Annotated in this window: 24 protein-coding genes and 1 pseudogene; 13 read left to right on the top strand and 12 right to left on the bottom strand. The window is 71.5% G+C overall.

The window, feature by feature from the left end; genetic code table 11:
* Positions 1–56: 56 nt before the first annotated feature.
* Entirely contained in the window at positions 57–1,544 is a 1,488-nt protein-coding gene (locus tag ACX9TP_RS46020; RefSeq protein ID WP_482977075.1) for a DUF6068 family protein, read from the bottom strand.
* Positions 1,545–1,619: 75 nt separating this feature from the next.
* Entirely contained in the window at positions 1,620–2,342 is a 723-nt protein-coding gene (locus ACX9TP_RS46025; RefSeq protein ID WP_482977076.1) for a YebC/PmpR family DNA-binding transcriptional regulator, read from the bottom strand.
* 287 nt (positions 2,343–2,629) lie between these two features.
* Here ACX9TP_RS46025 and ACX9TP_RS46030 point away from each other — a divergent pair, with 287 nt between their 5' ends.
* Positions 2,630–3,904, top strand: coding sequence for a Gfo/Idh/MocA family protein (locus tag ACX9TP_RS46030; protein ID WP_482977077.1), 1,275 nt, complete (start codon positions 2,630–2,632; stop codon positions 3,902–3,904).
* Positions 3,905–4,021: 117 nt separating this feature from the next.
* Here ACX9TP_RS46030 and ACX9TP_RS46035 read toward each other — a convergent pair whose 3' ends face one another.
* Positions 4,022–4,402 (bottom strand): Mpo1-like protein, encoded by a 381-nt coding sequence (locus tag ACX9TP_RS46035; protein ID WP_482977078.1) that lies wholly within the window; start codon positions 4,400–4,402, stop codon positions 4,022–4,024.
* Positions 4,403–4,602: 200 nt separating this feature from the next.
* On the opposite strand from ACX9TP_RS46035, the gene ACX9TP_RS46040 reads away from it, so the two are divergent.
* Complete coding sequence (locus ACX9TP_RS46040; RefSeq protein ID WP_482977079.1) at positions 4,603–5,889, top strand: hypothetical protein; 1,287 nt, start codon at positions 4,603–4,605, stop codon at positions 5,887–5,889.
* 496 nt (positions 5,890–6,385) lie between these two features.
* A complete protein-coding gene (locus tag ACX9TP_RS46045) occupies positions 6,386–7,105 on the top strand; it encodes a CTP synthase C-terminal region-related (seleno)protein (RefSeq protein WP_482977080.1) in 720 nt (239 codons plus the stop codon).
* Positions 7,106–7,108: 3 nt separating this feature from the next.
* Here ACX9TP_RS46045 and ACX9TP_RS46050 read toward each other — a convergent pair whose 3' ends face one another.
* Positions 7,109–7,963 (bottom strand): SDR family oxidoreductase, encoded by an 855-nt coding sequence (locus ACX9TP_RS46050; RefSeq protein ID WP_482977081.1) that lies wholly within the window; start codon positions 7,961–7,963, stop codon positions 7,109–7,111.
* A 101-nt stretch (positions 7,964–8,064) separates the two neighbouring features.
* Between ACX9TP_RS46050 and ACX9TP_RS46055 the strand changes: the two genes are divergently transcribed.
* Entirely contained in the window at positions 8,065–8,529 is a 465-nt protein-coding gene (locus ACX9TP_RS46055) for a winged helix-turn-helix transcriptional regulator (RefSeq protein WP_482977082.1), read from the top strand.
* Here the strand turns inward: ACX9TP_RS46055 and ACX9TP_RS46060 are convergent.
* Together ACX9TP_RS46060 and ACX9TP_RS46065 are read right to left on the bottom strand one after the other, a co-directional pair.
* Positions 8,510–9,280: a class I SAM-dependent methyltransferase gene (locus tag ACX9TP_RS46060; RefSeq protein WP_482977083.1), complete on the bottom strand. Its 771-nt coding sequence runs from the start codon at positions 9,278–9,280 to the stop codon at positions 8,510–8,512. The genes ACX9TP_RS46055 and ACX9TP_RS46060 overlap by 20 nt on opposite strands.
* A gap of 137 nt (positions 9,281–9,417) precedes the next feature.
* Complete coding sequence (locus tag ACX9TP_RS46065) at positions 9,418–9,879, bottom strand: acyl-CoA thioesterase (RefSeq protein WP_482977084.1); 462 nt, start codon at positions 9,877–9,879, stop codon at positions 9,418–9,420.
* A 98-nt stretch (positions 9,880–9,977) separates the two neighbouring features.
* On the opposite strand from ACX9TP_RS46065, the gene ACX9TP_RS46070 reads away from it, so the two are divergent.
* The 5 genes from ACX9TP_RS46070 (at position 9,978) to ACX9TP_RS46090 (ending at position 15,958) form a co-directional block, all read left to right on the top strand.
* The gene (locus ACX9TP_RS46070; protein ID WP_482977085.1) at positions 9,978–10,709 is read left to right on the top strand and encodes a cupin domain-containing protein; all 732 of its coding nucleotides are present in this window, start codon (positions 9,978–9,980) and stop codon (positions 10,707–10,709) included.
* Positions 10,699–12,543: a metallophosphoesterase gene (locus tag ACX9TP_RS46075; RefSeq protein ID WP_482977086.1), complete on the top strand. Its 1,845-nt coding sequence runs from the start codon at positions 10,699–10,701 to the stop codon at positions 12,541–12,543. Before ACX9TP_RS46070 ends, ACX9TP_RS46075 begins: the two co-directional genes overlap by 11 nt.
* Positions 12,544–12,679: 136 nt before the next feature.
* Entirely contained in the window at positions 12,680–13,327 is a 648-nt protein-coding gene (locus tag ACX9TP_RS46080; protein ID WP_482977087.1) for a YiaD family glycine zipper/OmpA-like lipoprotein, read from the top strand.
* Between the two features lie 494 nt (positions 13,328–13,821).
* Positions 13,822–14,520, top strand: a complete 699-nt coding sequence (locus ACX9TP_RS46085; protein WP_482977088.1) for a hypothetical protein — start codon at positions 13,822–13,824, stop codon at positions 14,518–14,520.
* 43 nt (positions 14,521–14,563) lie between these two features.
* A complete protein-coding gene (locus ACX9TP_RS46090) occupies positions 14,564–15,958 on the top strand; it encodes a serine hydrolase domain-containing protein (RefSeq protein WP_482977089.1) in 1,395 nt (464 codons plus the stop codon).
* Positions 15,959–16,213: 255 nt separating this feature from the next.
* On the opposite strand, the gene ACX9TP_RS46095 is transcribed toward ACX9TP_RS46090, so the two are convergent.
* The gene (locus ACX9TP_RS46095; RefSeq protein ID WP_482977090.1) at positions 16,214–17,650 is read right to left on the bottom strand and encodes an aminotransferase-like domain-containing protein; all 1,437 of its coding nucleotides are present in this window, start codon (positions 17,648–17,650) and stop codon (positions 16,214–16,216) included.
* Positions 17,651–17,845: 195 nt separating this feature from the next.
* Between ACX9TP_RS46095 and ACX9TP_RS46100 the strand changes: the two genes are divergently transcribed.
* Positions 17,846–18,208, top strand: coding sequence for a DUF2917 domain-containing protein (locus tag ACX9TP_RS46100; RefSeq protein ID WP_482977091.1), 363 nt, complete (start codon positions 17,846–17,848; stop codon positions 18,206–18,208).
* Positions 18,205–19,116 (top strand): DMT family transporter, encoded by a 912-nt coding sequence (locus tag ACX9TP_RS46105; RefSeq protein WP_482977092.1) that lies wholly within the window; start codon positions 18,205–18,207, stop codon positions 19,114–19,116. The genes ACX9TP_RS46100 and ACX9TP_RS46105 overlap by 4 nt, the downstream gene beginning before the upstream one ends.
* Here ACX9TP_RS46105 and map read toward each other — a convergent pair.
* On the bottom strand, positions 19,103–20,098 hold the full coding sequence (gene map / locus ACX9TP_RS46110) for a type I methionyl aminopeptidase (protein ID WP_482977093.1): 996 nt from the start codon (positions 20,096–20,098) through the stop codon (positions 19,103–19,105). The genes ACX9TP_RS46105 and map overlap by 14 nt on opposite strands.
* On the bottom strand, positions 20,095–20,316 hold the full coding sequence (locus ACX9TP_RS46115) for a hypothetical protein (RefSeq protein ID WP_206723636.1): 222 nt from the start codon (positions 20,314–20,316) through the stop codon (positions 20,095–20,097). The genes map and ACX9TP_RS46115 overlap by 4 nt, the downstream gene beginning before the upstream one ends.
* 278 nt (positions 20,317–20,594) lie before the next feature.
* On the opposite strand from ACX9TP_RS46115, the gene ACX9TP_RS46120 reads away from it, so the two are divergent.
* On the top strand, positions 20,595–21,071 hold the full coding sequence (locus tag ACX9TP_RS46120) for a hypothetical protein (RefSeq protein WP_482977094.1): 477 nt from the start codon (positions 20,595–20,597) through the stop codon (positions 21,069–21,071).
* Between the two features lie 475 nt (positions 21,072–21,546).
* On the opposite strand, the gene ACX9TP_RS46125 is transcribed toward ACX9TP_RS46120, so the two are convergent.
* Entirely contained in the window at positions 21,547–21,825 is a 279-nt protein-coding gene (locus ACX9TP_RS46125; protein WP_482977095.1) for a TraR/DksA family transcriptional regulator, read from the bottom strand.
* A gap of 236 nt (positions 21,826–22,061) precedes the next feature.
* Between ACX9TP_RS46125 and ACX9TP_RS46130 the strand changes: the two genes are divergently transcribed.
* The gene (locus tag ACX9TP_RS46130) at positions 22,062–22,874 is read left to right on the top strand and encodes a YwiC-like family protein (protein ID WP_482977096.1); all 813 of its coding nucleotides are present in this window, start codon (positions 22,062–22,064) and stop codon (positions 22,872–22,874) included.
* 876 nt (positions 22,875–23,750) lie between these two features.
* On the opposite strand, the pseudogene ACX9TP_RS46135 reads toward ACX9TP_RS46130, so the two are convergent.
* Positions 23,751–23,945, bottom strand: a pseudogene (locus tag ACX9TP_RS46135) (hypothetical protein); the annotation flags it as partial.
* A gap of 891 nt (positions 23,946–24,836) precedes the next feature.
* Complete coding sequence (locus ACX9TP_RS46140) at positions 24,837–25,481, bottom strand: START domain-containing protein (RefSeq protein ID WP_482977097.1); 645 nt, start codon at positions 25,479–25,481, stop codon at positions 24,837–24,839.
* Positions 25,482–25,623 lie beyond the last annotated feature (142 nt).

Below are 25,623 nucleotides of genomic sequence, written 5' to 3' on the forward strand. Positions count from 1 at the left end.
CTGCTCCCTTCCGCGGGCGCGTCTTCCGCCCGCCTCATCCGGAGGACAGGTGTAGCTCAGTAACGGAGGAAGAGGACGGTCTCCACCGGGGGCATGCGCAGCCTGTGCGCCGGGAAACGGAGCTGCCGGAACTTGCCCTCCAGACACCGCAGGCGCCGGGACGGGACGACGCCCTCCCTGGGCAGCTCGCGGCTGGCGACGCTCAGCGAGGCGGACCGGACGCTGCCATCCGGCTCCACCTGCACCTTGAGCGTGTAGGCCGCGGACCTGCTCGCGGGCTGGGTCTGCCCGCACGCCTCGTGCAGCTCCGGCGCGTTGGCGAGCCGTGAGACTTCGTGCGGACTGACGCGGTCCGGCAGGTCTTCCGGGGGAATGGGCGAGGGCGCCAGCGGCCCCGGGCCACACTCCCACAGCCGGTCTCCGCGCACGCGGCCGTCCGGCAACTCCACCTCGACGAGCGGCTCCCAGCGGGGGAACCAGGGGAGCCCGTCGAAGGCCGGGTCCCAGGGGTCCTTCGCATACTCCCTGCGGAACAGGCGGTCCTCGAAGGTGCGGCTCTCCACCTCCACGCCCGAGCCCAGGCGCACGCGTCCGGGCGTGGCCTTCCCGGCGTGCCCCGGCCGCTGGCCCTCCATGCGGCTGATGGTCAGCACCGCGTCGAGGAGCGAGCCGGTGGGCTCCTCATGCCACTCGCCCGCCTCGTACCAGCCGTCCGCGGCCTTCACGAGGTCACCGCGCCGCAAGTCTTCCGTCGTGCGCAGCACGCGCGAGAGCGTGCGGCGGCGCGACAGGCCCCACCCGCCGATGAAGCGCTCCTGCTGCTCCGCGCCCACCGCGCCATGGTGGCCGGAGACGGGGATGCGCCGGCACCACGCCTCCGGCAGGAAGAGCCGGGGCACGTCCGAGGGCGGCGGCACCGGCTGGCTCTTCGCCCCGCGCCGGATGCGCGTGGCCTGGAGCTTCCAGGTGTAGAAGCCGCCCGCGGTGAGCGCGCCGGTGGTCTTCTCCCAGATGCGCCGGGCGAGGTAGAGCTCCGGCGCCTCCGTGTCGCACCAGGAGCTGACGGGCCCGTCGGCGGTGCGGTCATCGGCCCCGCCCTCCACGCAGGTGATGGGCGTGCCGCCCACCTGCGTCGTCACGCGCGGGTCGTCCACGCCGGGCGGCGGAATGGGGCGCGGCGACGGTGGTGGCACGCGCTCCCAGTCCACGGGGATGAGGAAGCGCCGCTGGGGCGTGGCGGCGTGCGCCACCTTCACCGTGGCCTGGACCCAGACCCAGGGCGGCTGGATGGAGATGACCTCCAGCTTCGCGGTGGCGTCGAGCTTCCTCCGGGACTCGGGGCGTTTGAAGGAGCCGTGCTCGTACGTGTACTCGTACTCCACCGAGTCTCCGACGCGCGCCTCGCGCCACGCATTGCGCGGCGGGGCGGGCGCCGCGTCCTGGTCCGTGGCGACGACGGGCTGCGGCGGGTCCTCGTCGGACTCGTCACAGCCCGCGCCCGCCAGCAGGAGCGCGGCGCAGAACGCTGGAAGACGCTTTCTCACGCCGCGGAGCATCGCATGAGGGAAGGAGGGCCACCCAAGAGAGCTTTACCAGGCAAGCAGACGGGCGCCGGACGCTCAGCCCAGGTTGTGGAAGACGCGCTGCACGTCTTCGTCCTGCTCCAGCGAGTCCACCAATTCCAGCACCTCGGTGGCCTTGTCCTCGGGCAGCTCGATGAGGTTCTGGGGCACGTACTCGGACTCGGCGGAGATGGGCGTCAGGCCCTTGGCTTCAATCGCGTGCTGCAGCTGGCCGAAGTCGGTGAAGGCGCAGTGGAGGATGAGCTGCTTCTCGCCCTTCTCCCCCTTGCCCTCGCCCATGTCCACGAGGCCGTGGTCGATGAGCTCCAGCTCCAGCTCGTCCGGGTTGATGCCCTCGGGGTTGAGGCGGAAGACGCCCATGCGCTGGAACATGAAGGCCACGCTGCCGGTGGTGCCCAGGTTGCCGCCGTACTTGTTGAAGTGCATGCGCACGTTGGCCACGGTGCGCACCACGTTGTCGGTGGCGGTCTCCACCAGCAGGGCGATGCCGTGGGGGGCGTAGCCCTCGTAGAGCACGATTTCGTAGTCGGCCGCCGTCTGGCCGCTGGCGCGCTTGATGGCGGCGTCGACCTTGTCCTTCGGCATGTTCGCGGCGCGGGCGTTCTGGAGGATGCGGCGCAGCGAGGAATTCGAATCGGGATTGGGCCCACCCGACTTCACGGAGATGGCGATGTCCTTGCTGATGCGCGTGAACACCTTCGCCATCTTGTTCCAGCGGGCCATCATCGTGGCCTTGCGTGTCTCGAAAATGCGTCCCATGGGAGGGGATGTATAGGTCGGCGCCCTTCCGCGTGGCTACTCCTACGCCACTTCACCTGGGGCACGGGCCGGGGTGGAGGGACGCCGTGGCCCACTGCGTCGGGGCGGGCGGCTTGACGGGCCGCACGGCGGGCGGGCCCCCAGGTGTTGGTGCCCCAACACCCCACCCCGCGGTGCCTGTCCTCCGGCCCACAGCCTCCGGCCCCACGCGTCCGTTGGGGCCCCTCGCACCGGGCTGGCCGGGGTTGGCTGCGCGCGTGCAACCGGATTGCGAGGAGACACGGACGATGAAGCACGAGACGGACCAGCAGTGGACGCGCAGGCGGGTGCTCGGCGCCGCGGGTGGGCTGGTGGCGGTGGGCGCGTGGACGCCGGAGGTGCTGGCCGCGGCCGCGGCGGCACCGGGGCAGGAGGTGAAGCTGCCGCCCATCTCCGCGCCCTCCGAGCGGGAGCACGCGCTGCCCAATCCCCGGCCGCCGGACCAGCGCGTGGGGTGGGCCATCGTCGGGCTGGGGCGGCTGTCGCTGGAGGAGTTGCTCCCCGCCTTCGCGGAGTCGAAGCACAGCCGCCTGGTGGCGCTGGTGAGCGGCGACACCGCGAAGGCGCGGACGGTGGCGCGGCAGTACGGCGTGCCGGAGAAGCACCTGTACGACTACAAGTCCTTCGACACGCTGAAGGACAACCCGGACGTGCAGGTCGTCTACATCGTGCTGCCCAACCACATGCACGCCGAGTACACGGTGCGCGCGGCGCAGGCGGGCAAGCACGTGTTCTGCGAGAAGCCCATGGCGAACACGCCCGCCGAGTGCCAGCAGATGATTGACGCGTGCAACAAGGCGGGCCGCAAGCTGGGCGTGGCGTACCGGCTCCAGTACGAGCCGCACCACCGCGCGCTCATCGACATGGCGCGCAAGAAGGAGCTGGGAGCGCTGAGGCTCTTCTCCGCGGACAACGGCCAGGCGCAGGGAGACCCGAACCACTGGCGGCTGAAGCGCGCGCTGGCGGGAGGCGGGCCGCTGCCGGACGTGGGCATCTACTGCCTGAGCGCGGCGCGCTACCTGAGCGGCGAGGAGCCGGTGGAGGTGATGGGCTCCATGTACAGCACGCCGGGGGACGCGCGCTTCAAGGAGGTGGAGGAGAGCTTCACGTTCCAGCTGCGCTTCCCCTCGGGGTTCATGGCCAACTGCACCACGGGCTACAGCACGCACGAGGTGCGGCGTCTGCGGCTGATGGGCACGGAGGCGTCGGTGGAGATGGACAACGCCTTCGCGTACCGGGGGCTGCGCATGCGCATCGGCCGCAAGTCCCCGGCGTCGCCGAAGGCGGAGGACACCACCGAGCGCAGCTACCCGCAGCCGAGCCAGTTCGCGCGGGAGATGGACCACTTCTCGCAGTGCGTGCAGGAGAACCGCGCGGTGCACACGCCGGGCGAGGAGGGGCTCGCGGACGTCCGCATCATCGAGGCGCTCTACCGCTCCGCGCGCGAGGGCAAGCCGGTGAAGCTGGAGGCGCCGAAGAAGCTCGATGCGTTCCGCGGGCCGCCACCGCGAGAAGAGGGCTGAGCCGGCGCGGGCTCGCTTCCGGCAGGGGGCCGAAGCGGCCTCGGGCGACTGGGGAGGCACTGCCTCGGCGGAAGCGCCGAAGCAGCTCCGGCGCGGAGGAGCGAAGCGGCCTCGGGACTACCGGGCCTGCTGCGCCGCGGACAGCCGGTTCGCGGCGCCAGAGCCCGCGCCGCCCGCGAGGGCCTGGTCCATGTGCGGGTTGAGCTTGCCCACGGCCATGAGCCCCGCCATGCGGTAGTCGGAGATGAGCGACCAGAGCGGGTACTTGAACGAGGCCGGCTTGTTGCGCTCGATGACGAAGTGGCTGAACCACGCGAAGCCGTACGCGGCGACGAGCGCGGCCGGCACGAGCAGTCCGCGCCCCGTCACGGCGGCGGTGATTCCGATGCCCGTGCCCAGGCTGGTGCCCATGAAGTGGAGCCAGCGCGTGGAGGGCAACGCGTGCTCCCGCAGGTAGAACGGCCAGAACTCGGCATAGGTCTGGATGCGGTCGGACATAGGGTGAAGTTGTGTCCAGGGGGGTGCCCCGCGTCAACCTGCCCCAGGTCGTAGCGTGTAGGCATGGACACGCCCGGGTGCCCGCCGGCCGACCGTCCGTGGGACACACTTTCAGTCTCACGCGCAATTTGCGACAGGGCCCCCACGGGGGGAAGTGAGGCACTCCGCGAGGCGCGTGGGTCGTGGGAGACTGCCGGGCAATGGCGGACTGGATTCCCAAGCTGAATCCCACGGTGGACCTGCGGAAGCTGGTGCTCAGTGCCGAGGAGGGCTTCGTGCTCTCGCGGCTGGACGGCGCCACGCCGGCGAGGAACCTCCCCGCCCTGACGGGGCTTCCCGTGGAGCGGCTGAGGACCATCCTCACGCGGCTCGTCTCCGAGGGCGCCCTGCTCCCCGCCGTCGCGGCCGCGAGCCCGGGTGCGGCGCCAGCACCGGTGGCGCAGGCGGCCCGGCCGACAGTCGCCACCGCGACTCCGGCACACGACGCGAGCCCCCTTCATGGCCACACGGCTCCGGCACGAAGCTCGAGCCCTCTTCACGGCCACACGGCTCCGGCGCAGGGCGCAGGCCCCGGGCCCACCGGACACACGTCCACGGCACAGGGAGCGAACCCCCTCCACGGCCACACGGCTCCGGCGCAGGGTGCACGCCCCCAGCCGGGTCCTGCCGGTGAAGCAGAGGAGGATCTCCCCACGCTGGACCTGACGGCCCATGAGGCTGATGTGCCTCCGGAAGCTGGCGACGCTCCAGACGACTCGGAGCCCGCGGAGGACGAGCCGGAGGTGGCGCTGGGCAACTACCGCCAGCTCTTCGAGACACGGCTGCATCCGCTGCCCGAGGACCAGCGCGTGGCGCACGCGCACGCGGCGGAGGACCCGGTGCTGTCGGCGCTGTGCTTCGACCCGGTGCCGGCGGTCATCAAGGCGGTGCTGGAGAACGCGCGCACGGGGCTGGCGCATGCGCGACTGGTGGCGCGCTACCACCGCAACCCGGTGGGGCTGGAGGCGCTGTGCGGGCGGGCGGCCTTCACGGCGGACCTGGGTGTGCGGCGGTGGCTGGTGCGCAACCCGCAGCTTCCGGCGGGACTCTTCCGCCGGCTGTGGGGCGCGAGACGCCTCATGGAGCTGCACAAGGTGACGAACGACCGCGACATCCCCGAGGGCACGCGGCGCTCGGCGCGTGAAGTGCTCCGCCAGCGCTTCGCCACCGGTCCCGCCGAGGAGAAGGTGGAGCTCATCATCAACACCGAGGGCCGCTCGCTGGCGGCGCTCATCGGCCTGCCGGTGGACGGAAAGACGGCGTCGCTGCTGTGCGGGCGCACGTACCGCTCGCCCATGCTCATCCAGAACATCGCGCGTTGGAGCGCGGCGCCGCCGGCCCTCATCGCGCACCTCCTGCGGCAGGAGGCGGTCCGCCGCCAGCCGCAGCTGCGCACGCTCCTCACCCGCCACCCCAACGCCCCTGCGGACGCGAAGCGCGGCACCTGACCCAGGGCGCGGAAGACGTCGCCATTGCCCGGGCACGACAGGGCCACCGCTGAGCGAGCAGTCGCGAGCGAAGCTGGAAGCGACGTTCCGCGCGACGACGAGACCGCCAGGCAGCGGCCCGGACGCTCCCAGCACCGTCCTGTTCGGAAATGTCGGGACATTTCGCGACACAAAACCCCCGACATTTCCGAACAGGACGCCTCGGGCCCCGTCCCGGACGGTCCGGGAGGACCTCGCGCGCCACGAGTGCCTGGGCACTCCGGAGCGGTCGAGCCGCAGGAAGCCACCGCACGCGAGGCGTCCATCACGTCCAGCCGACCCCACCCTCCCGGGAAGACGCTGCCCGACATCGAAGCGGAGCCGGGGTCGAGGCTCATGGCCGCAAGGCACTGAGTCCTTGTCGCATGCAGGCCGGGCTGCTATCCGCGAACTCCCTGGCGCATCCCGCTCGCGCTGCTGTCGCGTACCCGGAGCGGTCGAACCGTCAGGAGGAACCGTGAGCCACCCCGTCATCCGTATCGGTCTCGTGGGAGACCGCAGTCCCGCCGTGCGCGCGCACGGCGCCATCCCCATGGCGCTGGAGCTCGCGAGCCGGGCGCTCGGTGTGCCGCCCCCCGAGCTGACCTGGTTGAGCACGCGCCAGCTGGACGGAGTGCGCGAGGACACGCTCACCCCGTTCGCCGGAATCTGGTGCGTCCCCGGCAGCCCCTACGAGAGCATGGCCGGAGCGCTCGCCGCGATTCGCGTCGCACGCGAGCAGGGCATCCCCTTCCTCGGCACCTGCGGCGGCTTCCAGCACGTGCTCATCGAGTTCGCGCGCCACGTGCTCGGACTGCGCGAGGCGGACCACGCCGAGTCCAACCCGGACGCCGCCATGCCGCTGGTCGGCGCCCTCTCCTGCTCACTGGTCGGCGAACGGGGCAAGGTGACACTGAAGGCGGGCTCCCACGCGGCCCGGGCCTTCGGCCGCATCGAGTCCACCGAGGCCTACCACTGCAACTACGGCCTCAATGCACGCTACCGGCACGTGCTCGACCGCGCCGCGCTGCGAATCACCGGCGAGGACGAAGAGGGCGCCGTGCGCGTGGTGGAGCTCGCGGAGCACCCCTTCTTCCTGGCCACGCTGTTCCAGCCCGAGCTCAGCGCGAGCACGGGCCAGCCCCACCCGCTCATCCAGGCCTTCCTCGCGGCGGCCTCCGCCCGGGCGCCCCTGTGAGCCTCAGCGATTGAACGCCACCGCCACCGCGTCCTCGAGCGGAGTCGTCGCCCGGCCGATGAGCCGACGCAAATCACCGGAGCTGTCATTCAGCTCGCCGCGGGAGATGCCCACGTCGGAGTCCGCCAGAATCTCCGCGAACGGCCCCGGCACGCCCACGCCCGTGAGCACGCCCTGGTACTGCTGCGCCGGCAGGTCGTTGTAGGCAATGGGCTTGCCGGCCTGGCGAGACACCTCGGCGGCGAGCTCGGCCATGGTGAACGGGACGTCACCCGCCAGCTCGTACACCGTGTTCTCCTGCCCCGGCGTGGTGAGCACCGCCGCCGCGGCCGCCGCGAAGTCCGCCCGGGTGGCCGCCGCGACGCGCCCCTCGCCCGCGCTGCCCACGAGCGCGCCGTGCGCCAGCGCGGGCCCCAGATTCTCCGTGTAGTTCTCGAAGTACCAGCCATTGCGCAGGAACACGAAGGGCAGGCCCGAAGCGCGGATGGCCTCCTCGGTGGCCTTGTGCTCCCCGGCCAGCATCATGCGCGTGTGGTCCGCGTGCAGGATGCTCGTGTATGCCAGCAGGCGGACTCCGGCCTTCTTCGCCGCCGCAATCACCGCCTGATGCTGCGTGGTCCGCTGGCCCACCTCATTGGAGGAGATGAGCAGCACCTTCTCCACCCCGGCCAGCGCCGCCCCGAGCGTCTCCGGCCGGCTGTAGTCCGCCTGGCGCACCTGGACGCCACGCGCGGCGAAGTCCGCCGCCTTCGCGGGGTTTCTCACCGCCACGGCGACCTGGCTGGCGGGGACCTTCTTGAGCAATTCCTCGACGACGAGACGACCGAGCTTCCCGGTGGCGGCGGTGACGAGAATCATGGGGTGAATCTCCTGGCGTGAAGGCTTCGTTGAAACGCGAGACTCACCGTAACGGCCGTACTAACTATTCGTAAGTACCTACCTTGAGGTAAGCTACTGGCATGGCGACGACGAAGGGGCCCCGGCACCTGAGCCGGATGATGACGAAGCGGGCCGAGCAGCGAGGCGACGTGCACGCGGCGGAGTGCCCCTCCCGTGGCGTCCTGGAGCACGTCACCAGCCGCTGGGGGGTGTTGGTGCTGGTCGCCCTGGTGGACGGCACGCACCGCTTCAGCGAGCTGCGGCGCAAGGTGGCCGGGGTGAGCGAGAAGATGCTCGCCCAGACGCTGCACGCCCTGGAGGAGGACGGCTTCGTGCTGCGCGAGGTCCACCCGGTGATTCCGCCGCACGTGGACTACACCCTCACGCCCCTCGGTGAGGAGGTCGCCGGGCACGTCGAGGCGCTCACCGACTGGATTGAGGAGAGCCTGCCCCGCGTCCTGGAGGCGCGGGCCCGGCAGGCGAAGACTCCCCGGAAGAACGCCAGCGAGCCCAGGGCCCGGCGCGTCACGGCCTCCGGGCCGTGAGGATGGGCTGGTAGAAGCCCGTCTCCTCGGGCAGGTACCACCGCGTGTCCATGAGGCCGGCCCGCGTCAGGGCCCGCTCCAGCTCCACGCGGTGGAGGGCGCGGTACACGCCGGTGTGCTCGGTGGTCTGCCACCCGCTGCCCTCGGGGCGCAGGATGAACTGGTGCACCGTGTACGTCCGCCCGTCGGCGGACCAGTCCCAGAGCTGGAAGAGGATGCGGCGTCCCTCGGGGGCGTCGAGCACGCGCTCCGAGGTGAAGCGCGGCTGCTCCGCCACCAGCGTGTCGTAGTCGCGGATGCTCAGCGCCAGGAGGCCCCCGGGGGCCAGCTTCGCCGCCATCGCGTGCGCGGCCGCGTCGAGGTCCTCGTCCGTCAGCAGGTGCGGCACCGCGTTGTCGAAGGCGAGCACCACGGGGAAGGTGCCGGCCACCTGCGTGTCCAGCGTGCGCATGTCGGCCACGCCGGTGGTGAGGGTGACGTTCATGGCACGGGCCTCGCGCTCGGCGCGGGCCACGGCGGCGGGGCTCAAGTCCGTGGCATGGACGATGTAGCCGCGGGCCGCCAGGCCCAGCGCCTGGGTGCCGATGCCACACGCGCAGTCCAGCACGCGCCGGGGCGGAGGCGCGCCGCAGCGGCGCAGCAGGGCATCCAGCGCGGCGCCCTGCCGCTCCACCGACTGCGCCCAGTTGGCGAAGAGCAGGTGGTACTCCTCCGCCAGCCCCTCGTAGAACCCCAGCACCGCGTCACTCATTGCGGCGTGTCCTACCACTCATGGCCGGGCGCGCACCTGCCACATGCACGCGGGCGTTTCGCGGTGGACCGTGGGCTTCACGTCCGGGCCAGCGTCGTCCCTCGCGGGCCCGGGCGTTTCGCGGTGGAGCCCGGGCTTCACGGTCCGAAGGAGCGCCCCTCCAGCGCCTCGATGGCGGCGCGGATGGACGCAGGGACGGGGACCTTCTCGTGGGTGCCGTACTTCAAGGTGACGATGACGCAGCCACCCCGGGTGTAGAGAATGCCGTCCTCCTCGCCCGCCACCGCGTGCTCAATCGTGATGGACGAGGTGCCGATGCGGCTGACGCGGGTGCCGGCGAGCAGGCGCGCGGGGAAGACGACGGGGCGCAGGTACTCCGCATTCGTCGCGGCGAGGATGGGACCGATGCCGCCCGGGGTCCGGTCCTCCCCCGCGCCCGAGGGCCCGGTGAGGCCGACGCGGGCGAAGTAGGCGATGCGGGAGGACTCGAACCAGGTGAAGGTGCGGGCGTTGTTGGCGTGGCCGAAGGCGTCCATCTCGCTCCAGTGGAGCGTGAAGGGGACGACCACGGGGAAGTCCTTGAGGGGGGCGTGCGACATGCCGGCCAGGGTGCCCCAGGCCGGGCGTCCAGGGAACGGAGAACCGCGCCTGCCTGCCCTCCAGACAAGGGGCACCGTCGTGATAATTCACGGGGGTCATGCGCTCCCGCCTCCTGATTCCCGTGCTCGCCGTCACCGGCACCGCCGCGCTGTCCTGGGCCCGCGAGCCGGCGCCCACGTCCGCGAAGCCCGCCGCACAGGTGCCCCAGCCGGCCCCCGCGGCCGTGAAGCCCACCGCGACGGCGCCTCAGTCGACCATGGCCCCCGCGCCCGCCTCCGCGTCCACGGCAGCGCCCCCCCAGGCGATGTCACCCGCGAGCCCGGGCGGACCCGCGTCAGCCCCCACGAGCGCAACCGCCGCGTCGTCTGCCCCCGCGCCCGCGAACCCCGCCACGCAGGCTCCCGCGCCGGGCGCACCCGCGAACCCCGCCACCCCCACCGTGCGCTACCGCGTGCCCACCTCGGAGGCCCCGCGCCACATCATCGCCGGGGGCAAGGGCCGCGCGACGCTGCTCCTCAACCCGTCCACGGGCGCCACCGCCGCATCCGTCACGCTGCTGGAGCTGCAGCCCGGCGGCGAGGTCCCCGAGCACATCCACGACACGAGCGTCGAGATTCTCTACATCGAGGAAGGCACCGCGGAGATGACCGTCTCCGGAGAGAAGCTGCGCGTCGGCAAGGGTGACGCCGTCTACATCCCCGCCGGAGCGAAGCACTCGGCGCGCGTGTCGCCGGGTCCGACGTTCAGGGCCGTGCAGGTGTACGCCGGCCCCGGCCCCGAGCAGCGCTTCACGCAGGGCCCCCGGGAGAACGCCCCCCATGGCCGGTGAGCGGAACACGGCGGCCGCGCGCAAGGACGAGCCCACCGGCTCCTCACCCGCCCTCCCCGTGGCCGAGCGCCTGCAGCCGGTGTCGCCGCGCGAGGGCCTGCCCATCTCCGACAGCGGCATGGCCACGCATCCGCGCCACCGCGCGGACATGGTGCGCTGGCTGCACCCGGCGCAGCTGCTGCGCACGGGCCTGGACGCGCTGGTGGCGGCGGTGTTCGGCGCGCGAGCGGACCACCGCCTCATCGAGGCCGTGGTGCGGCCGCAGGCCCCCTACTTCGACTACTCACAGGAGACGCTGCCCGAGGGCGACTTCTGGCTCGACTACGTGGCGGACACGGGTGACGGGTGGAACTCCACGTACACCATGGCGCGGCTGCTCGCGCTGCCCCGGCTGACGCTGCCCGTGCGCGGCATCAACCGGGGCGAGCCATACGAGACGAAGCGCGGGCGGGTGCTCGTGTTCGGCGGGGACGGCGTGTACCCGGGGGCCAGCCGCGAGGTCTACGAGGAGCGACTGGTGCAGCCCTACGAGGCGGCCATGCGCCGCTCGCAGGCGCCCAACCCGGACCTGTTCGTCATTCCGGGCAACCACGACTGGTACGACGGGCTGTCCGCCTTCATGCGGCTGTTCTGCGCCAACCGGTGGATTGCGGGCCGGCGCACGCGGCAGAGCCGCAGCTACTTCGCGCTGAAGCTGCCGCACCGCTGGTGGCTCATCGGCACGGACGTGCAGCTCAACAGCGACATCGACGTGCCCCAGGTGGAGTACTTCCGCGAGGTGGCCCAGCACATGGGGCCGGAAGACCGCGTCATCCTCTGCAACGCGGAGCCCGCGTGGATTCTCGCGGCGGCCGCGCGGCGCAAGGGCAGCTACCTGGAGAACAACCTGGAGTACCTCCAGGAGAAGGTGCTGGGCCGGCGCATCAGCATCTTCCTCGCCGGGGACCTGCACCACTACCGCCGGCACGAGGACGCCGCGGGCCGGCAGAAAATCACGGCGGGCGGAGGCGGCGCCTTCCTGCACCCCACGCACGCTCCGGCGGCGCACGTGCTGCGCGACGGCTACACGCTCCAGAAGAGCTTCCCGGACGAGCGCACCTCGCGGAAGCTGGCGCGGAAGAACCTGCTGCTCATCCGCTACAGCCCGCTCTTCGGGTTGCTAACGGGGGGGCTCTACCTGCTGCTCGCGCTCGCGGCGTACGCGGAGGTGGGCTCGCTGGGGCTGACGCAGTTGCCGAAGGTGGTGATGGCGGTGGCCAACAGCATGGTGAGCCGGCCATGGACGCTGGTGCTGGGGCTGGCGACCATCGGCGGGCTCATCGGCTTCGCGGACTCGCACTTCGGCAAGTGGCGGACGCTGGCGGGGACGCTCCACGGACTGGGCCACATCTTCGGTGCGTTCTTCACGGCGTGGGCGGCCACGTACTTCACGGTGAGCGTGCTGGGCGTGTGTCCGGACCTGACGGCGGACGGGCTCCACTGCACGGCGGGCTGGGCGCACCTGGCGGGCAAGTTCCTCCTGTCCTCGGGCTTCACCTTCCTGTTCGGCTTCCTGGTGGGCCCGTTCGTCATGGGGCTGTACCTGTGGCTGAGCGTCAACTTCTTCGGGGCCCACTCCAACGAGGCGTTCATCTCGCTGGCGCTGCCGGACTGGAAGAACTTCCTGCGCCTGCACATCAACGAGGACGGGCACCTCATGGTGTACCCGGTGGGCGTGGAGCGCGTGCCGCGCCAGTGGAAGGCGACGCACGCGGGCCCCTACGCGCCCGCCTTCGACCCGGATGACGCGAAGGCCACGGCGCCGGTGCTCATCGAGCCGCCCATCCGCGTGTAGCCGAAGCCGGGCTGCCTGCCCCACGGCCGGAGGGGCAGGCGATGCCTGGATAGCAGGCAGCCGTCCGGGGCTCCCCATGTGTCACGTGAATCTCCACCGTTTGGGACCTTCCAACCCAGAGACAAGGAGGCTTCACGTGACGACTCGAAAGAACGCGACGGTTCGGAAGACGGCGACGGCGGTGCTCCTCTCCACGGCGCTGCTGGGTGCGGGCTGCGCCACCCCGGGGAAGCGGACGGCGACGGGCGCGGCCGTGGGCGGAATCGCGGGCGCGGGCGCGGGCGCCATCGCCGGTGGCTGGAAGGGCGCGGCCGTGGGCGCCGCGGCGGGCGCGGCCGTGGGCGGCGGTGTGGGCAACTACCTCGACAAGCGCGCGCAGGAACTGGAGAAGGTCGCGGAGACGCGCAAGACGGACCACGGCCTGCTGCTGAACCTCCAGAGCGAGCTGCTCTTCGAGACGAACAGCGCCGTGCTCACCCCGGCCGCGGTGGCGCAGCTGACGCAGATTGGCGACATCCTCGCGAAGTACCCGGATGACCGCCTCACCATCGAAGGCCACACGGACAGCCGGGGCACGGAGCCCTTCAACGAGTCGCTGTCCCTGCGCCGCGCGGACGCGGTGGCACGCGTGCTCAAGGGGCGCGGCGTCGAGGAGCGGCAGATGGTGGTGCTCGGCCAGGGCGAGACGGAGCCCGTCGCCCCCAACACCACCGACGAGGGCCGCACCGCCAACCGCCGCGTCGAGCTGCACATCGACATGCCCCAGGCGACCCGCGCGGGCTGATGCGCCACCGCGCGCTCCCGAGCGGGATGTCCGCGGAAGGAACGCTCCTTCCGCGCTCCCGAGCGGCATGTCGGCGGAAGGAACGCTCCTTCCGGGCCCGAGCGGGATGTCCGCGGAAGGAACGCTCCTTCCGCGCTCCCGAGCGGCATGCCCGCAGAAGGAACACTCCTTCCGTGCCCGAGCGGGATGCCCGCGGAAGGAACGCTCCTTCCGTGCCCGAGCGGGATGCCCGCGGAAGGAACGCTCCTTCCGCGCTCCCGCGTGGCATGCCCGCGAAAGGAACGCTCCTTCCGGGCCCCCGAGCGGCATATCGGCGGAAGGAACGTTCCTTCCGCTTCCGCCGGGGACCGGCCGCGTCTCGGATGGGACCGGCGTGAGGTCCGAGCGTGCCCGGCCTTCCGGGGAACCGGGCGCGGGGACCGGCCGCGTCTCGGATGAGGTCGGCCTGAAGCCCGGACGTCCCCGGCCTTCCGCGTCCGGAGTAGAAGGAGGCCATGGACGTCTGCTTCTTCCTCACCCCGCCCGAGGGCCTCACCGGCCTGCTCACCCCAGAGCGGCTCACGGCATTCCGCGCATGGTTCATCCACGAGTGGACGTCGAATGCGCCCGCGGACGAGCAGGAGCTGGATGAGGACCTCCAGCCCGTGGTGGACCTGGTGGACCACCTCCTCCAGCACGGGGCGCCGACGCTGGCCCGGCTTCCCTCGCGCTTCCAGGACGCGGTGGTGGACCTGCTCGATGACCTGTCCGACTTCCTGGTCCGGGCCGAGCCTGGGCCAGCCGACGCGCTCCTCCCCGCCACGGACCGGAAGCCGGATGACCGGGACCTCCAGGCGGCGGAGGCCGTCATCGGCTCGGCCTGTCCGGAACGGACGCGCCAGCTCTGGCGGCACCTCGTCTGGGGACGAGCGCCGGGCATGGCGGTGGGCGAGGGCATCGGCCTCAAGCGCAAGGTTCCCTCGCTGGGGTACTGGACGGCCACCGAGGTGAAGCAGGTGCGCGAGGACCTGCGCGAGCACCTGGGCGGGCCACCGGGCTACACGCCCGTGCGAGGCATGGCCCGCTTCACCTCCATGCTCCAGCGGGGGCTGTCGCTCGCGAGCCGGGGACGACCCGCCGTCGCCCTGGACGCGGTGACACACGCGGTGGACCGCGCGGCCCGAGAGGGCGCGGGCCTCCTCTTCGCCCGCTGACACCCTCTTCCCATTCCGCTGCCCGTTTCCTGAAGGAGTCCGTGTGCACCGTCTCGCCCTGCTCTCCGTCCTCCTGCTCGGCCTCACCGCGAGCCGCTCCGCCGCCGCACCGGCCCCGCTCCGCGAGCGCATCGATGCCTTCGTGCGCGCGGAGCTGGCGCGGCAGAACGTTCCTGGCGTCGGCATCGGCATCGTGAAGAACGGCAAAATCCTGGTGGCGAAGGGGTATGGCTTCTCCAACCTGGAGCATCAGGTGCCGGCCGGGCCGCAAACCCTCTTCCAGGCGGGCTCGCTCGGAAAGCAGTTCACCGCGATGGCGGTGATGCTCCAGGTGGAGGCAGGGAAGCTCCAGCTCTCGGACCCGCTGACGAAGTACTTCCCCGGGGCCCCCGCGTCGTGGGGCGGCATCACCGTGCGGCACCTGCTGAACCACACCTCCGGCCTGCCGGACCTGGAGGGCACGCTCGACTACCGGAAGGACTACACCGACGAGGAGCTCGCGCGCTTCGCCCAGGCACTGACGCTCGAGTTCGCCCCCGGCTCGCGCTGGAGCTACAGCAACACCGGCTACGTCCTGCTGGGCATCATCGTGAACCGCGTCTCCGGCACGTTCTACGGCGACGTGCTGCGGGAGAAGGTCTTCAAGCCCGCCGGCATGACGACGGCGCGCATCATCAGCGAGGAGGACATCATCCCCCACCGCGCGGCCGGCTACCGCCTCGTCAAAGGGACGCTGAAGAACCAGGAGTGGGTGGCGCCCGCGCTCAACACCACGGCGGACGGCTCCATGTATGTGTCCGTGCGGGACATGCTCGCGTGGGACGCGGCCGTCCAGGCGCGCGCCATCCTCAAGCCCGAGAGCTGGCGGGAAATCCTCACGCCCGCGCCCCTCACCAGCGGCGCCACGTTTCCGTATGGCTTTGGCTGGCAGCTCGACGAGCGCGGCGGGAAGCCGCTGCACCAGCACACCGGCGCCTGGCAGGGCTTCACCAGCTACTTCGGCCGCTACCCGGGGGAGGGCTTCTCCGTCGTCGTGCTGACCAACTCCGCGATGGCGAGCCCCTCGCGCTTCGCGGAGGGCCTTGTCGCCCTCATCCATCCCGCGCTCGCCCCGCCGGCCCTGGCTCCCATCGAGGACCGCGAGCCGCAAATCACGGCGCGAATCACGGCGTTGCTGGAGAAGGCCCGTGAAGGAAAGCTCGCGCCGGCCGACTTCGCGTACGTCCGCGCGGGCTTCTTTCCGGAAGGCGCGAAGCTGTACCAGGGCCTGCTGAGCGAGCTGGGGCCTCCGGGGCGGCTGGTGCTGGTCGAGCGGAGCACGCTGGGCGATGACCGCGTGTACACGTACCTGGTGACCTTCGGGGAGAAGACCTTCCGCTTCGGAGTGAGCCTCGCGTCGGACGACCGGCTGTCGTCCTTCCGGATGCGTCCGCAGTAGACCCAGCGGATGCGGCCACGGCAGGCGCAGCGGATGCGTCCGCAGCAGGCGCAGTGGCTACGTCCGCGGCAGGCAGAGCGGATGCGTCCGCAGCAGGCGCAGTGGCTACGTCCGCAGTAGGCGCAATGGGTACGTCCGCAGCAGGCACAGTGGCTACGTCCGCAGTAGGCGCAGTGGGTACGTCCGCAGCAGGCACAGCGGATACGTCCGCAGCAGGCACAGCGGATGCGGCCGCAGCAGGCACGGACGGCGGCATCACGCGAGGCTGCGCGCGAGGCTTCCCAGCGTGGACACGGCGCCCTCGATTCGGGGCGTCCACGGGTGGCCGCAGCTCAGCCGGATGAAGTTTCGGTACGAGTCCGGCCGCGCGGAGAAGATGGGCCCGGGTGCGATGCTGACGCCCGCCTCCAGCGCCTTCGCGTGCAACTCCAACGCGTCCACGCGCGGAGGCATCTCCACCCAGAGCAGCGAGCTGCCCAGGGGTCGAGCCACGCGGGTGCCCTCGGGGAAGTGCTCGGCCACGGCCTCGGCCATGCGCTCCACCTGGGCGGCGAGCCGGCGGCGCAGGGCACGCAGGTGCCTGTCGTAGCCGCCCTCCTGGAGGAAGCGCGCAATCGTCAACTGCGGCAGCGTGGCGGTGGCCACGGTGTGGGAGAACTTGAGCAACTCCACGCGCTCGCGGAAGCGGCCCGGGGCCACGAAGCCCACACGGAAGCCCGGGGCGAGCGTCTTGGAGAACGAGCCGCACAGCAGCACGTTGCCCGTCGTGTCGAACGCCTTGCACGTGCGCGGGCGCTCCGGGCCGAAGTGCAGATCGCCGTAGATGTCGTCCTCGATGAGGGGCACGTCGCGCTCGGCGAGCAGGGCCACCAGCCGCTTGCGGTGCTCCTCCGGCATGCAGCTGCCCACCGGGTTGCTGAAGCTGGGCACCACCAGCACCGCGGCCACGCGCCGCCGCTCCAGCGCGGCCTGCAGCGCGTCCAGCTCCATGCCGGTGCGGGGGCTGCTGGGAATCTCCAGCGCGCGCAGCCCCAGCGCTTCAATCGCCTGCAGCGTGCCGTAGTACGCGGGGGACTCAATCGCGATGGTGTCGCCGGTACGCGCCACGGCGAGCAGACACAGGTTGATGGCCTCGGACGCGCCGCACGTGGTGATGAAGTCCTCGGGAGACAGCGCGCAGCCCCAGTCGAGCGAGCGCCGGGCGAGCTGCTGGCGCAGCTCCGGGCAGCCGGGGGGCAGGTCATAGAGGATGCCGGTGTCGCCCGCCTCGCGGGTGAGGGCGTTGAGCTCGCGGTACAGCCGCCGGGTGGGCAAAAGCTCGGGGGCGGGCGACGCGGTGCCGAACTGCACGAGGCGTGAATCGCGCGCGGAGCGGTACACGCGGGCCACCAGCGCGCTGACGGTGACGGGCGTGGCGGCGGCGACGGGCCGGGACACCAGCGGCTCGGCGAGCCGGGGGCGCTCGCGGCGGCGCACGTAGTGGCCGGACTGCGGGCGCGTCTCGATGAGGCCGACGGACTCCAGGTGCAGGTACGCCTGGAGCACGGTGGAGATGCTCACGCGCTCGCGGAGGCTGAGCTGCCGCACCGACGGCAGCCGGTCCCCCGCCCGCAGCGTGCCAGCGGCGATGGCCTCTCCCAGCCGCTCGGCCACCTGCTCGTACAGCTTCGGTCGATGTGCCAGCGCGCCCATGTGTCCTCCCCGGGTGTGTCGCTTCCCGGCTGTCATCGGTACCCGGCCCGCGTCCCGCGTAACAGACACAGCTCACCGGCACAGTGACCGATACAGTTCTCCCACCTTCTACTGTACCGGTCACAATCTCAATCCACTGAATCTGTTCCGTTCTTCCCGCCGGGCGCATGTTGCGAGCCACAGGAGGAGGCGGCGATGACGGTGACTCCCACCTTCACGATTCACGACTGGATGCGGGCCCTGGCGGAGCGGCTGGGGCGCGGGGCGCGCGGGGACGGGAGCGCGGGGACGCTGTGCCTGAAGCGCGGCGCCATCTGGAGCGCGCACCTGCACGGCGGCGAGCACCTGGCGCTCACCTGCGCGGGTGGGCAGCTGTGGCTCACGTGTGAGGGGGACGCGACGGACTACGTGCTCGGCCCCGGAGACACCGTGCAGGTGGACGCGCCCGGGCACGTGGTGGTGCAGGCGCTGCGGCCCGCGAGCCTGTGCCTCTCGCGGTGGCTGGCGGGGGGCGCGCGGGCGGCGCGGCCTCACGCACCGGAGGCCTGCGCGCCATGACGGAACAATCGAGGACCCGCGAGGGGCTCCTGCTCGGCGGGCTCGGAGTCCTCGCCTTCAGCCTGACGCTGCCCGCGACCCGCGCCGCCGTGCCGGAGCTCGGCGGCATGGTGGTGGGACTCGGGCGCGCGCTGGTGGCGGCGGTGCTGGCGGGCATCCTGCTGGCCGTGCGTCGCGAGCGGCTCCCCGAGCGGCGCCACTGGCCCCGGCTCGCGCTCATCGCGGCCGGGGTGGTGGTGGGCTTCCCGCTGCTCTCCGCGCTGGCCATGCGCGACATGCCCGCCGCCCACGGCGCGGTGATGGTGGGCCTGCTGCCCGCGGCCACCGCCGTCGCGGCGGTGTTCCGCGCCCGCGAGCGCCCCTCCCTCACCTTCTGGCTGGTGAGCGCGGCGGGGCTCGCCGCCGTGCTGGCCTTCGCGGCGGCGCAGGGCGCGGGCGGGTCCATGTCGGGGCATGGGCTCGTACTCCTCGCGGTGGCGGCCGCCGCGGTGGGCTACGCCGAGGGCGGCGCGCTGTCCCGGGAGCTCGGCGGCTGGCGGGTGCTGTGCTGGGCGCTGGTGCTGTCCGCGCCGGTGCTGCTGCCCTTCGTCGTGCTCGACCTCGACGCGCGCCTGCTGCACGCCAGCCCCCGGGCCTGGGCCGGCTTCGCCTACCTCTCGGGCGTGAGCATGTTCCTCGGCTTCTTCGCCTGGTACCGGGGCCTCGCCCTGGGAGGCGTGGCCCGCGTCAGCCAGATTCAGCTCCTGCAGCCACTGCTCACGCTGGGCTGGTCCGCGCTGCTGCTCGGCGAGGAGGTGGGGCGCGGCACGCTGGGCGCCGCGCTGCTCGTGGTGGGCTGCGTGCTCGCGAGCGCGCGCAGCCGCATCCAGCGGCTGCCCGCGCCCGGAGCCCCGCTCAGGGCACCGTGAGGATTTCGGCGCCCTTCTCGGTGACGAGCAGGGTGTGCTCGAACTGGGCGCTGCGGCTGCCGTCGGAGGTGACGGCGGTCCACCCGTCGTCCCACGTCCGGCTGCCCCACCCGCCCAGGTTTATCATCGGCTCCACGGTGAAAATCATCCCGGGCTCCATGACGGTGTTGGACTCGGGCTCGTAGTAGTGGGGAATCTGCAGGGACGTGTGGAACGTCTCGCCGATGCCGTGGCCGCAGTAGGCGCGCACCACGCTCATGCCATTCTTCGTGGCGTGGTCTTCAATGGCCCGGCCGATGTCGCTGATGGGCCGGCCCGGCTTCACCGCGGCGATGCCGATGTCCAGGCACTCGCGCGTCACCTTCACCAGCCGCTGGCTCTCCGCGTCCACGTTGCCGACGAAGTAGGTGGCCGAGCAGTCACCGTGGACGCCATCCAGGTAGATGGTGATGTCCAGGTTGATGATGTCGCCGTCCTCCAGCGCGCGGCTGTCGGGGATGCCGTGGCAGACGACCTCGTTGACCGAGGTGCACAGCGACTTGGGGAAGTTGTGGTAGTTCAGCGTGCTCGGGTAGCCGCCGCGCTTGATGTACGCCTCGTGCGTAATCGCATCCAGCTCGTCGGTGGTGATGCCCGGGCGCACGTGGGAGGCCACCTCCTGGAGCACCTCGGCGGCGGCCTTGCAGGCGCGGCGCATGCGGGCGATGACGTCCGGCGTGTTGATTTCCGAGGCATTGGCGCGGCGCCCGGGCCGGCCCGTCGCCGCGTAGTCCGGACGGGGGATGTGCAGGGGCACGTCGCGGCGCGGGCTGACGAGGCCGGGACGCACGCCCTTGCGAGCGGCGTCGGGCCCCTTCTTGCGAGCCTCGACGGCGTCGGCGCCACGGTGGCACTTCTTGTACTTGGAGCCACTGCCGCACCAGCAGGTGTCATTGGGGCCGGGCAGGACGGCGGGGGCGGTACGGGGAACGGCGGTGGTCATGATTCACCTCCAACGCTGAGCTGCTCGGATTGGCGGGCGCGCATCCAGCGCACCACCTGGGGACGAAGCCAGAGCCGGGGGCGGCCGGCGCCCAGGTCCAGCACCGGCCGCGGCATGTCCGGGTAGCGGCGCAGGTAGGTGCTGACGCTGTTGGCGTGGCTTAGGCGCAGCAACCCGGCCACTCCCTGGGCGTCGATGAGGTCTTCGGTCTTCACCATGGGACACATGTGGGCCTGTCTATACCCATAGACATCTCCGCATGCACGGCTTCTTTCCGGGAGCCCGCCGGCGGGCGCCTCCTGGAGGACACCGGCGGAGCCGGGCCCTCGGACGGACGCCCGCCCTCGGGGGCAGCCCCCTCGGGGACGGCCCGTCCGGACGCCCGGGGAGGGCCCCGCGTCTTGCGCCCCGAAGCGTGCCTCCGGCGAGGGTCGCCAGGGCCTCCGGGCCCGGCCACATCCGGCAAGGCTCCCTGAGGGTTCATCAACCTGACAGATTGACTGCCTCACAGGGGACTCCCAAGGTCATATCCACGAACATCTCCCAGGTGAACCCGGAGACGCGGCCACCCGGCACGGTGGTGGGTGGCTGCTGGCGCCTCCTCGAGCGGCTGGGAGCGGGCGGCTACGGCGCGGCCTACAAGGTGGAGGCCCCCCAGGACCCGGGGCGCTACTTCGCGCTGAAGCTGGCGCGGCAGCCCTTCGAGCCTCGCGCGATGCGCGAGCTGACCCTGCTGCTGGACAAGGCCGGCCACCCGCACGTGGTGGCCGTCCACGCCTGCGGGCTGAAGAAGCCCCTTCCACGTTTCACGGGAGCGGACCTCAAGCTGACTGACGGCCGGTGCTTCCGTACGGTGAAATGGGTCGCGGTGAAGCTGACGGTGACGTCTTCCCGAAGCGAGCGGCCCTGGTCGACTGGGAGCGCGTCACTCATCGGCACGGATGGCCAACGGCTGCGCATCGTCCAGGTGTGACAATCGAAGCCCACGGAAGGGGACGCTGCCGAGGTCCTCATCGTCGTGGAAGCGGAGGCCGAAAAGAGTGGAGCCCTCGGCCCCTACACCCTGGAGTTGCGGGAAGCTGAAGGAGACCGCACCCTCAGGCTCGACGCGGTGACGTTCCCCGACCTGTGAGTTCCGCCCGGGGTGAGGCAGGCGCAGCCCGGTGACGCTCCCGACCTGTGAGCTCCATCCGGGGCGAGGCAGGCGCAGCCCGGTGACGCTCCCGGCCTGTGAGTTCCATCCGGGGTGAGGCAGGCGCAGCCCGGTGACGCTCCCGACCTGTGAGCTCCATCCGGGGCGAGGCGGGCGCAGTCCGGTGACGCTCCCGACCTGTGAGCTCCATCCGGGGCGAGGCAGGCGCAGCCCGGTGACGCTCCCGGCCTGTGAGCTCCATCCGGGGTGGGCAGCGCTGAACCGATGCGCAAGACGGGTCCACGTCGGAAGCCGCTCACCGCTCCGCAGCGGAGCACGTCATGCAGTGACGCGCCTCGGGGACGGCGCGAAGCCGGTGCCGGCCGATGGCGCCGCCACACCGCGCACAGCAGCCAAACTCCCCGCCATCAATGCGGGCGAGCGCCTCCTCGATGGCATCCAGCTCCTGTCGCTCCGAGTCGGAAAGCCCGGCCGCCTCTGCCGCCCGCTCGTCCGAGGACGCTCGGGCGCGAGCCCGCAGGCGTTGGCTGCGCTGCAGCAGCGCTTCTTGGGCCTCACGGGCCAGCACGTCCATGTTCGCCTCCCACAGCGGCCCCCTGGCGGCTTCAAGACCATGGCCACTCCCGGAGTCCAGTGCTCCAGGGCGGGATGGAGACAATTCAGGAACCGTGCCTCTCCGTCCCAAGCGTCCCGGACGGAGCCCCGGCGCAAGGCTTGCGCAAGCCCGCCATGCCTCCGCACCCGTTGCGCCGTCCTCCCGTCGCGTCCCCTGGACACAGGAGCGGAACGCCGCTTGCTCCACGCCGTCCCATGCTGACCCTCTCTGCCCGACCGCGGGTTTCCCTCTCCCGCCAGGCGCTCCTGCCCCGGGAGCACGGCGCGTACTTCCAGCTCGGTCTGCCATTGGCGACGGCGCTCGCCGTCACCGGTCCGAGCGCCACCGCGCTGTGGCTCGCCGCCGCGGCGGTCGCCAGTTTCCTCGCGCACGAGCCGCTGCTCGTCCTGCTCGGCCACCGGGGTGCGCGCCGTTACGAGGAGGAGCGGCACCTGGCCCGGAGTCGGACGGCCATCCTCGTCGTATTGGGAGCAACGTCCCTGCTGCTCGCCCTTCAGGACCTCGAGGCCCCCGCCCGGCCCTACCTCGCGCTTCCCGGCATCCTGGGCGCGGAGGTGCTGTTGCTGACGTGGGGACGGCAGGAGCGCACGCTCTCGGGCGAGCTGCTCGCGTCCCTGGCGCTCGGAGCGTGGGCGGTACCGGTGGGCATCGCGGGAGGCCTGGCACCGGGTGCGGCCCTGTCGCTGTGGGGCACGTTCGCGCTCGGGTTCGCGCTGGCCACGGTGGCGGTGCACGTCGTCATCCGGGCCCACAAGCCCGGCGAGGACCGCGCCCTGCCGCGCCTCGCGGGCCTTGCCGTCAGTGGGTTCGGAGTCGCGGGAGCCCTCCTGTGGACGATGTCCACGGGCGTGTCGCCGTGGCGAGTGATGGCGTTGTTGCCGACCGCGCTGGTGGCGCTCGGGACCTTCGCCCTGCTGCCCACGCCGCGACATCTCGAGCGACTGGGCTGGAGCTTCGCGGTCGCGGGCCTCGCCACCGCCGTGCTCCTCGGAGTGGGCCTGGCGTGAGCTCCGTATCCGAGGCACGCGGTGCCGACATGTCAGGCTGAAGCTGGCGATGAATGAATCCAACGGTGCAGCGGAGAGAACCGTGACGAGGCTCTCCGGCTCCGCGACTGGAGACTGAATGGCATCCAGAGCCCGCGCCGCATCCCGCATGGACTCCGACTGAACGGCATCCGGAGCCCGCGCCGCATCCCTCGCGGACTCCGACTGAATGGCATCCGGAGCCCGCGCCGCATCCCGCACGGCCTCCGACTGAATCGCATCCGGAGCCTGCGCCGCATCCCGCGCGGCCTCTGGCAGGGCGGGCTCTAGAAACGAGGCGAGCGTTCCGAGCATCGCGGGTTCGGGCCGCGCGGCCCCGGCAGGAGGAGTGCCGGCTCCGCGAGGCCCGCCAGAGTCTTCCGTCTTCGCCAGCGCGCGCCAGAGGGTCTGTGCGGAGGCGAGGATGTCCTCCTTGGACACCGGCTCATGTCGCTCGGCCCACGCGCGCGCCACTTCGGTCAGCGTCCCCCAGATGAGCACCTCCCCTGCCCGGGTGCAGCCCGGAACCAGCGCTCCCTCCTGCTCACCCTGCAGGAGGACGTCGCGCACCAGGGCCCGCGCGGCACTTCCAGACGACTGCTGCCCGGGGGCCTCCGGGTGCCGGTGCAGGAAGGTGAAGGAGAAGGGCCCCCGCAGCTCCAATGCCCAGTCCACCAGACTGTACCAGAAGGTGAAGAACGCCTCGCGGAAGTCCATCTCCGCGGCCGCGCGCAGCCGCGCGTTGGGAGTCCAATCCGCCGAGCGGCAGAAGTCGTCCTCCAGGTAGGCCCGCACCACCTGGGCGAAGGACGCCTTGCTGCCGTAGCGCCGGTACAACGAGCCCACCGACATACGCGCCACCCGGGCCAGCTCCTCCGCCGACACATGGTCATAGCCGCGCAGTCCCAGCACCTCCGCCGCGTCGCGCATCGTCCCGTGGTGGTAGATCTCCAGCAGCCCCATACCCCGTCCCCTTCCCCACCCCGCCGGGCGGACCCTCGCGCGGAAGGAATGTTTCTTCCGCCGATACCTTCTACCGGAGGGGGCTGACATGGGTCAGGTAGGGTGGGCCTACCTCTCCAGGGGGTAGGGCGGGCGTTCATCGAGGAAACTCTCCCGTTACCCACGCCGCGCGCTCACACGCCCCCGGAAGTCGGCTTCAATGGGCATCCGCCCGGCCGTGCAGCCTGGAGTCAGGGCATGGCGTGTCAGCGTCGAGCCTGGGCGCCTCGACCGTGCAACACGGAGTCGAGGTGGCGTGTCAGCGTCGAGCCCCGCCAGCTTTGACTGCGCAGCCCGGAGTCAGACCGGCGCTTCAGCGTTGAGCCTCGCCTGGTCCAACTGCGCAAGCCCGGAGTCAGACCGGCGTGTCAGCGTCGAGCCCCGCCGGCTTTGACTGCGCAGCCCGGCGTGTCCGCGCTGAGCCCCGCCTGCTTTGACTGCGCAGCCCGGAGTCAGACCGGCGCTTCAGCGTTGAGCCTCGCCTGGTCCAACTGCGCAAGCCCGGAGTCAGACCGGCGTGTCAGCGTCGAGCCCCGCCGGCTTTGACTGCGCAGCCCGGCGTGTCCGCGCTGAGCCCCGCCTGCTCCGACTGCGCAGCCCGGAGTCGGAGCGGCGTGTCAGCATTGAGCCTCGCCTGCTCCGACTGCGCAGCCTGGAGTCAGACCGGCGTGTCAGTTTCGAGTTCCGCGTGCTCCGACCGTGCAGCCTGAAGTCGAATTGGCTTCTCAACTTCGAGCCTGCTCCCGCAAACCGTACACTGCAGAGTCGAATCGGCTTCTCAGCTTCGAGCCCCGCTTGCCCCGACCCCGAGGCTGATAACTGTACGTCCACAACCGCCCCGAGCCGTGTGCCTCCGCGCCGCGCGCGATGGACGTCGAGTTCCACAGTCCACCGTCCTCGCCACACACCGACGAGGCGCCGACGCGGAGGAACCGGTCCTCGTCACTTCGGCTTCTGTCGAGCCTCCGCATGCTGCCGGGCCCGCTTCTCCACCGCGCGGAAGGTATCCACCACACCGTCCTTCTGACCCATGTTGGCCAGGAAGCCGGGGATGGAGCCGGCGGGGTCCACGGTGAATCTGTACACGACCTGGGCCTTCCCCTCGCCGCGAGGCTCCACGCGCCAACTCCCCTCATTGAGCCGCAGCCGCACCGTGTCGCGGCGCTGGGGGATGGCGTCCGGTTCCGCCTTCCAGCGCTGGGCGAAGACGCCCGTGCCGTCCTCGGCCAGCTTCGATTCCTGCACCACATGGCTCACGTAGTCGCGCGAGGAAACCACGGGCAGGTCCAGCCGCGTGTACGTCAGCCGAGCACCGTCTGGCAGTTCTTTGATGGTGCGCGACTCCTTCACGTACGGCATCCACAGCCGATACGAGTCCACGTCCGTCAGCACTGCCTGCACGTCGGCCGCGCTAGCGGCGAGCTGCCCCTCGGCCCACACGTCCTTCGCCCCGGTGCCGGGGCGGGGCCGCACCTTCACCAGGTACGGCTTCTCCGCCACCGTCTCCCATGCCTCTTCCGCGCGCGACATCCCGGCGGAGAGCACCAGCGCGGCGGCGATGGCTCCCGAACTCCATGGCATCTTCATGCGACCTTCCCTTGAGTTCCGGCCCGGTGTGCTTCGCCCTCTACCCACCTTCCAACGGACAAACTCTACCGGGCATTCAGCCCACCAGGGCCCAGCGCCTCTTCTCCACCTTCCGGGAAGGAGACCTCCCGAAAGACGACAG

It is taken from the genome of Pyxidicoccus sp. M15 (genome assembly GCF_056858435.1).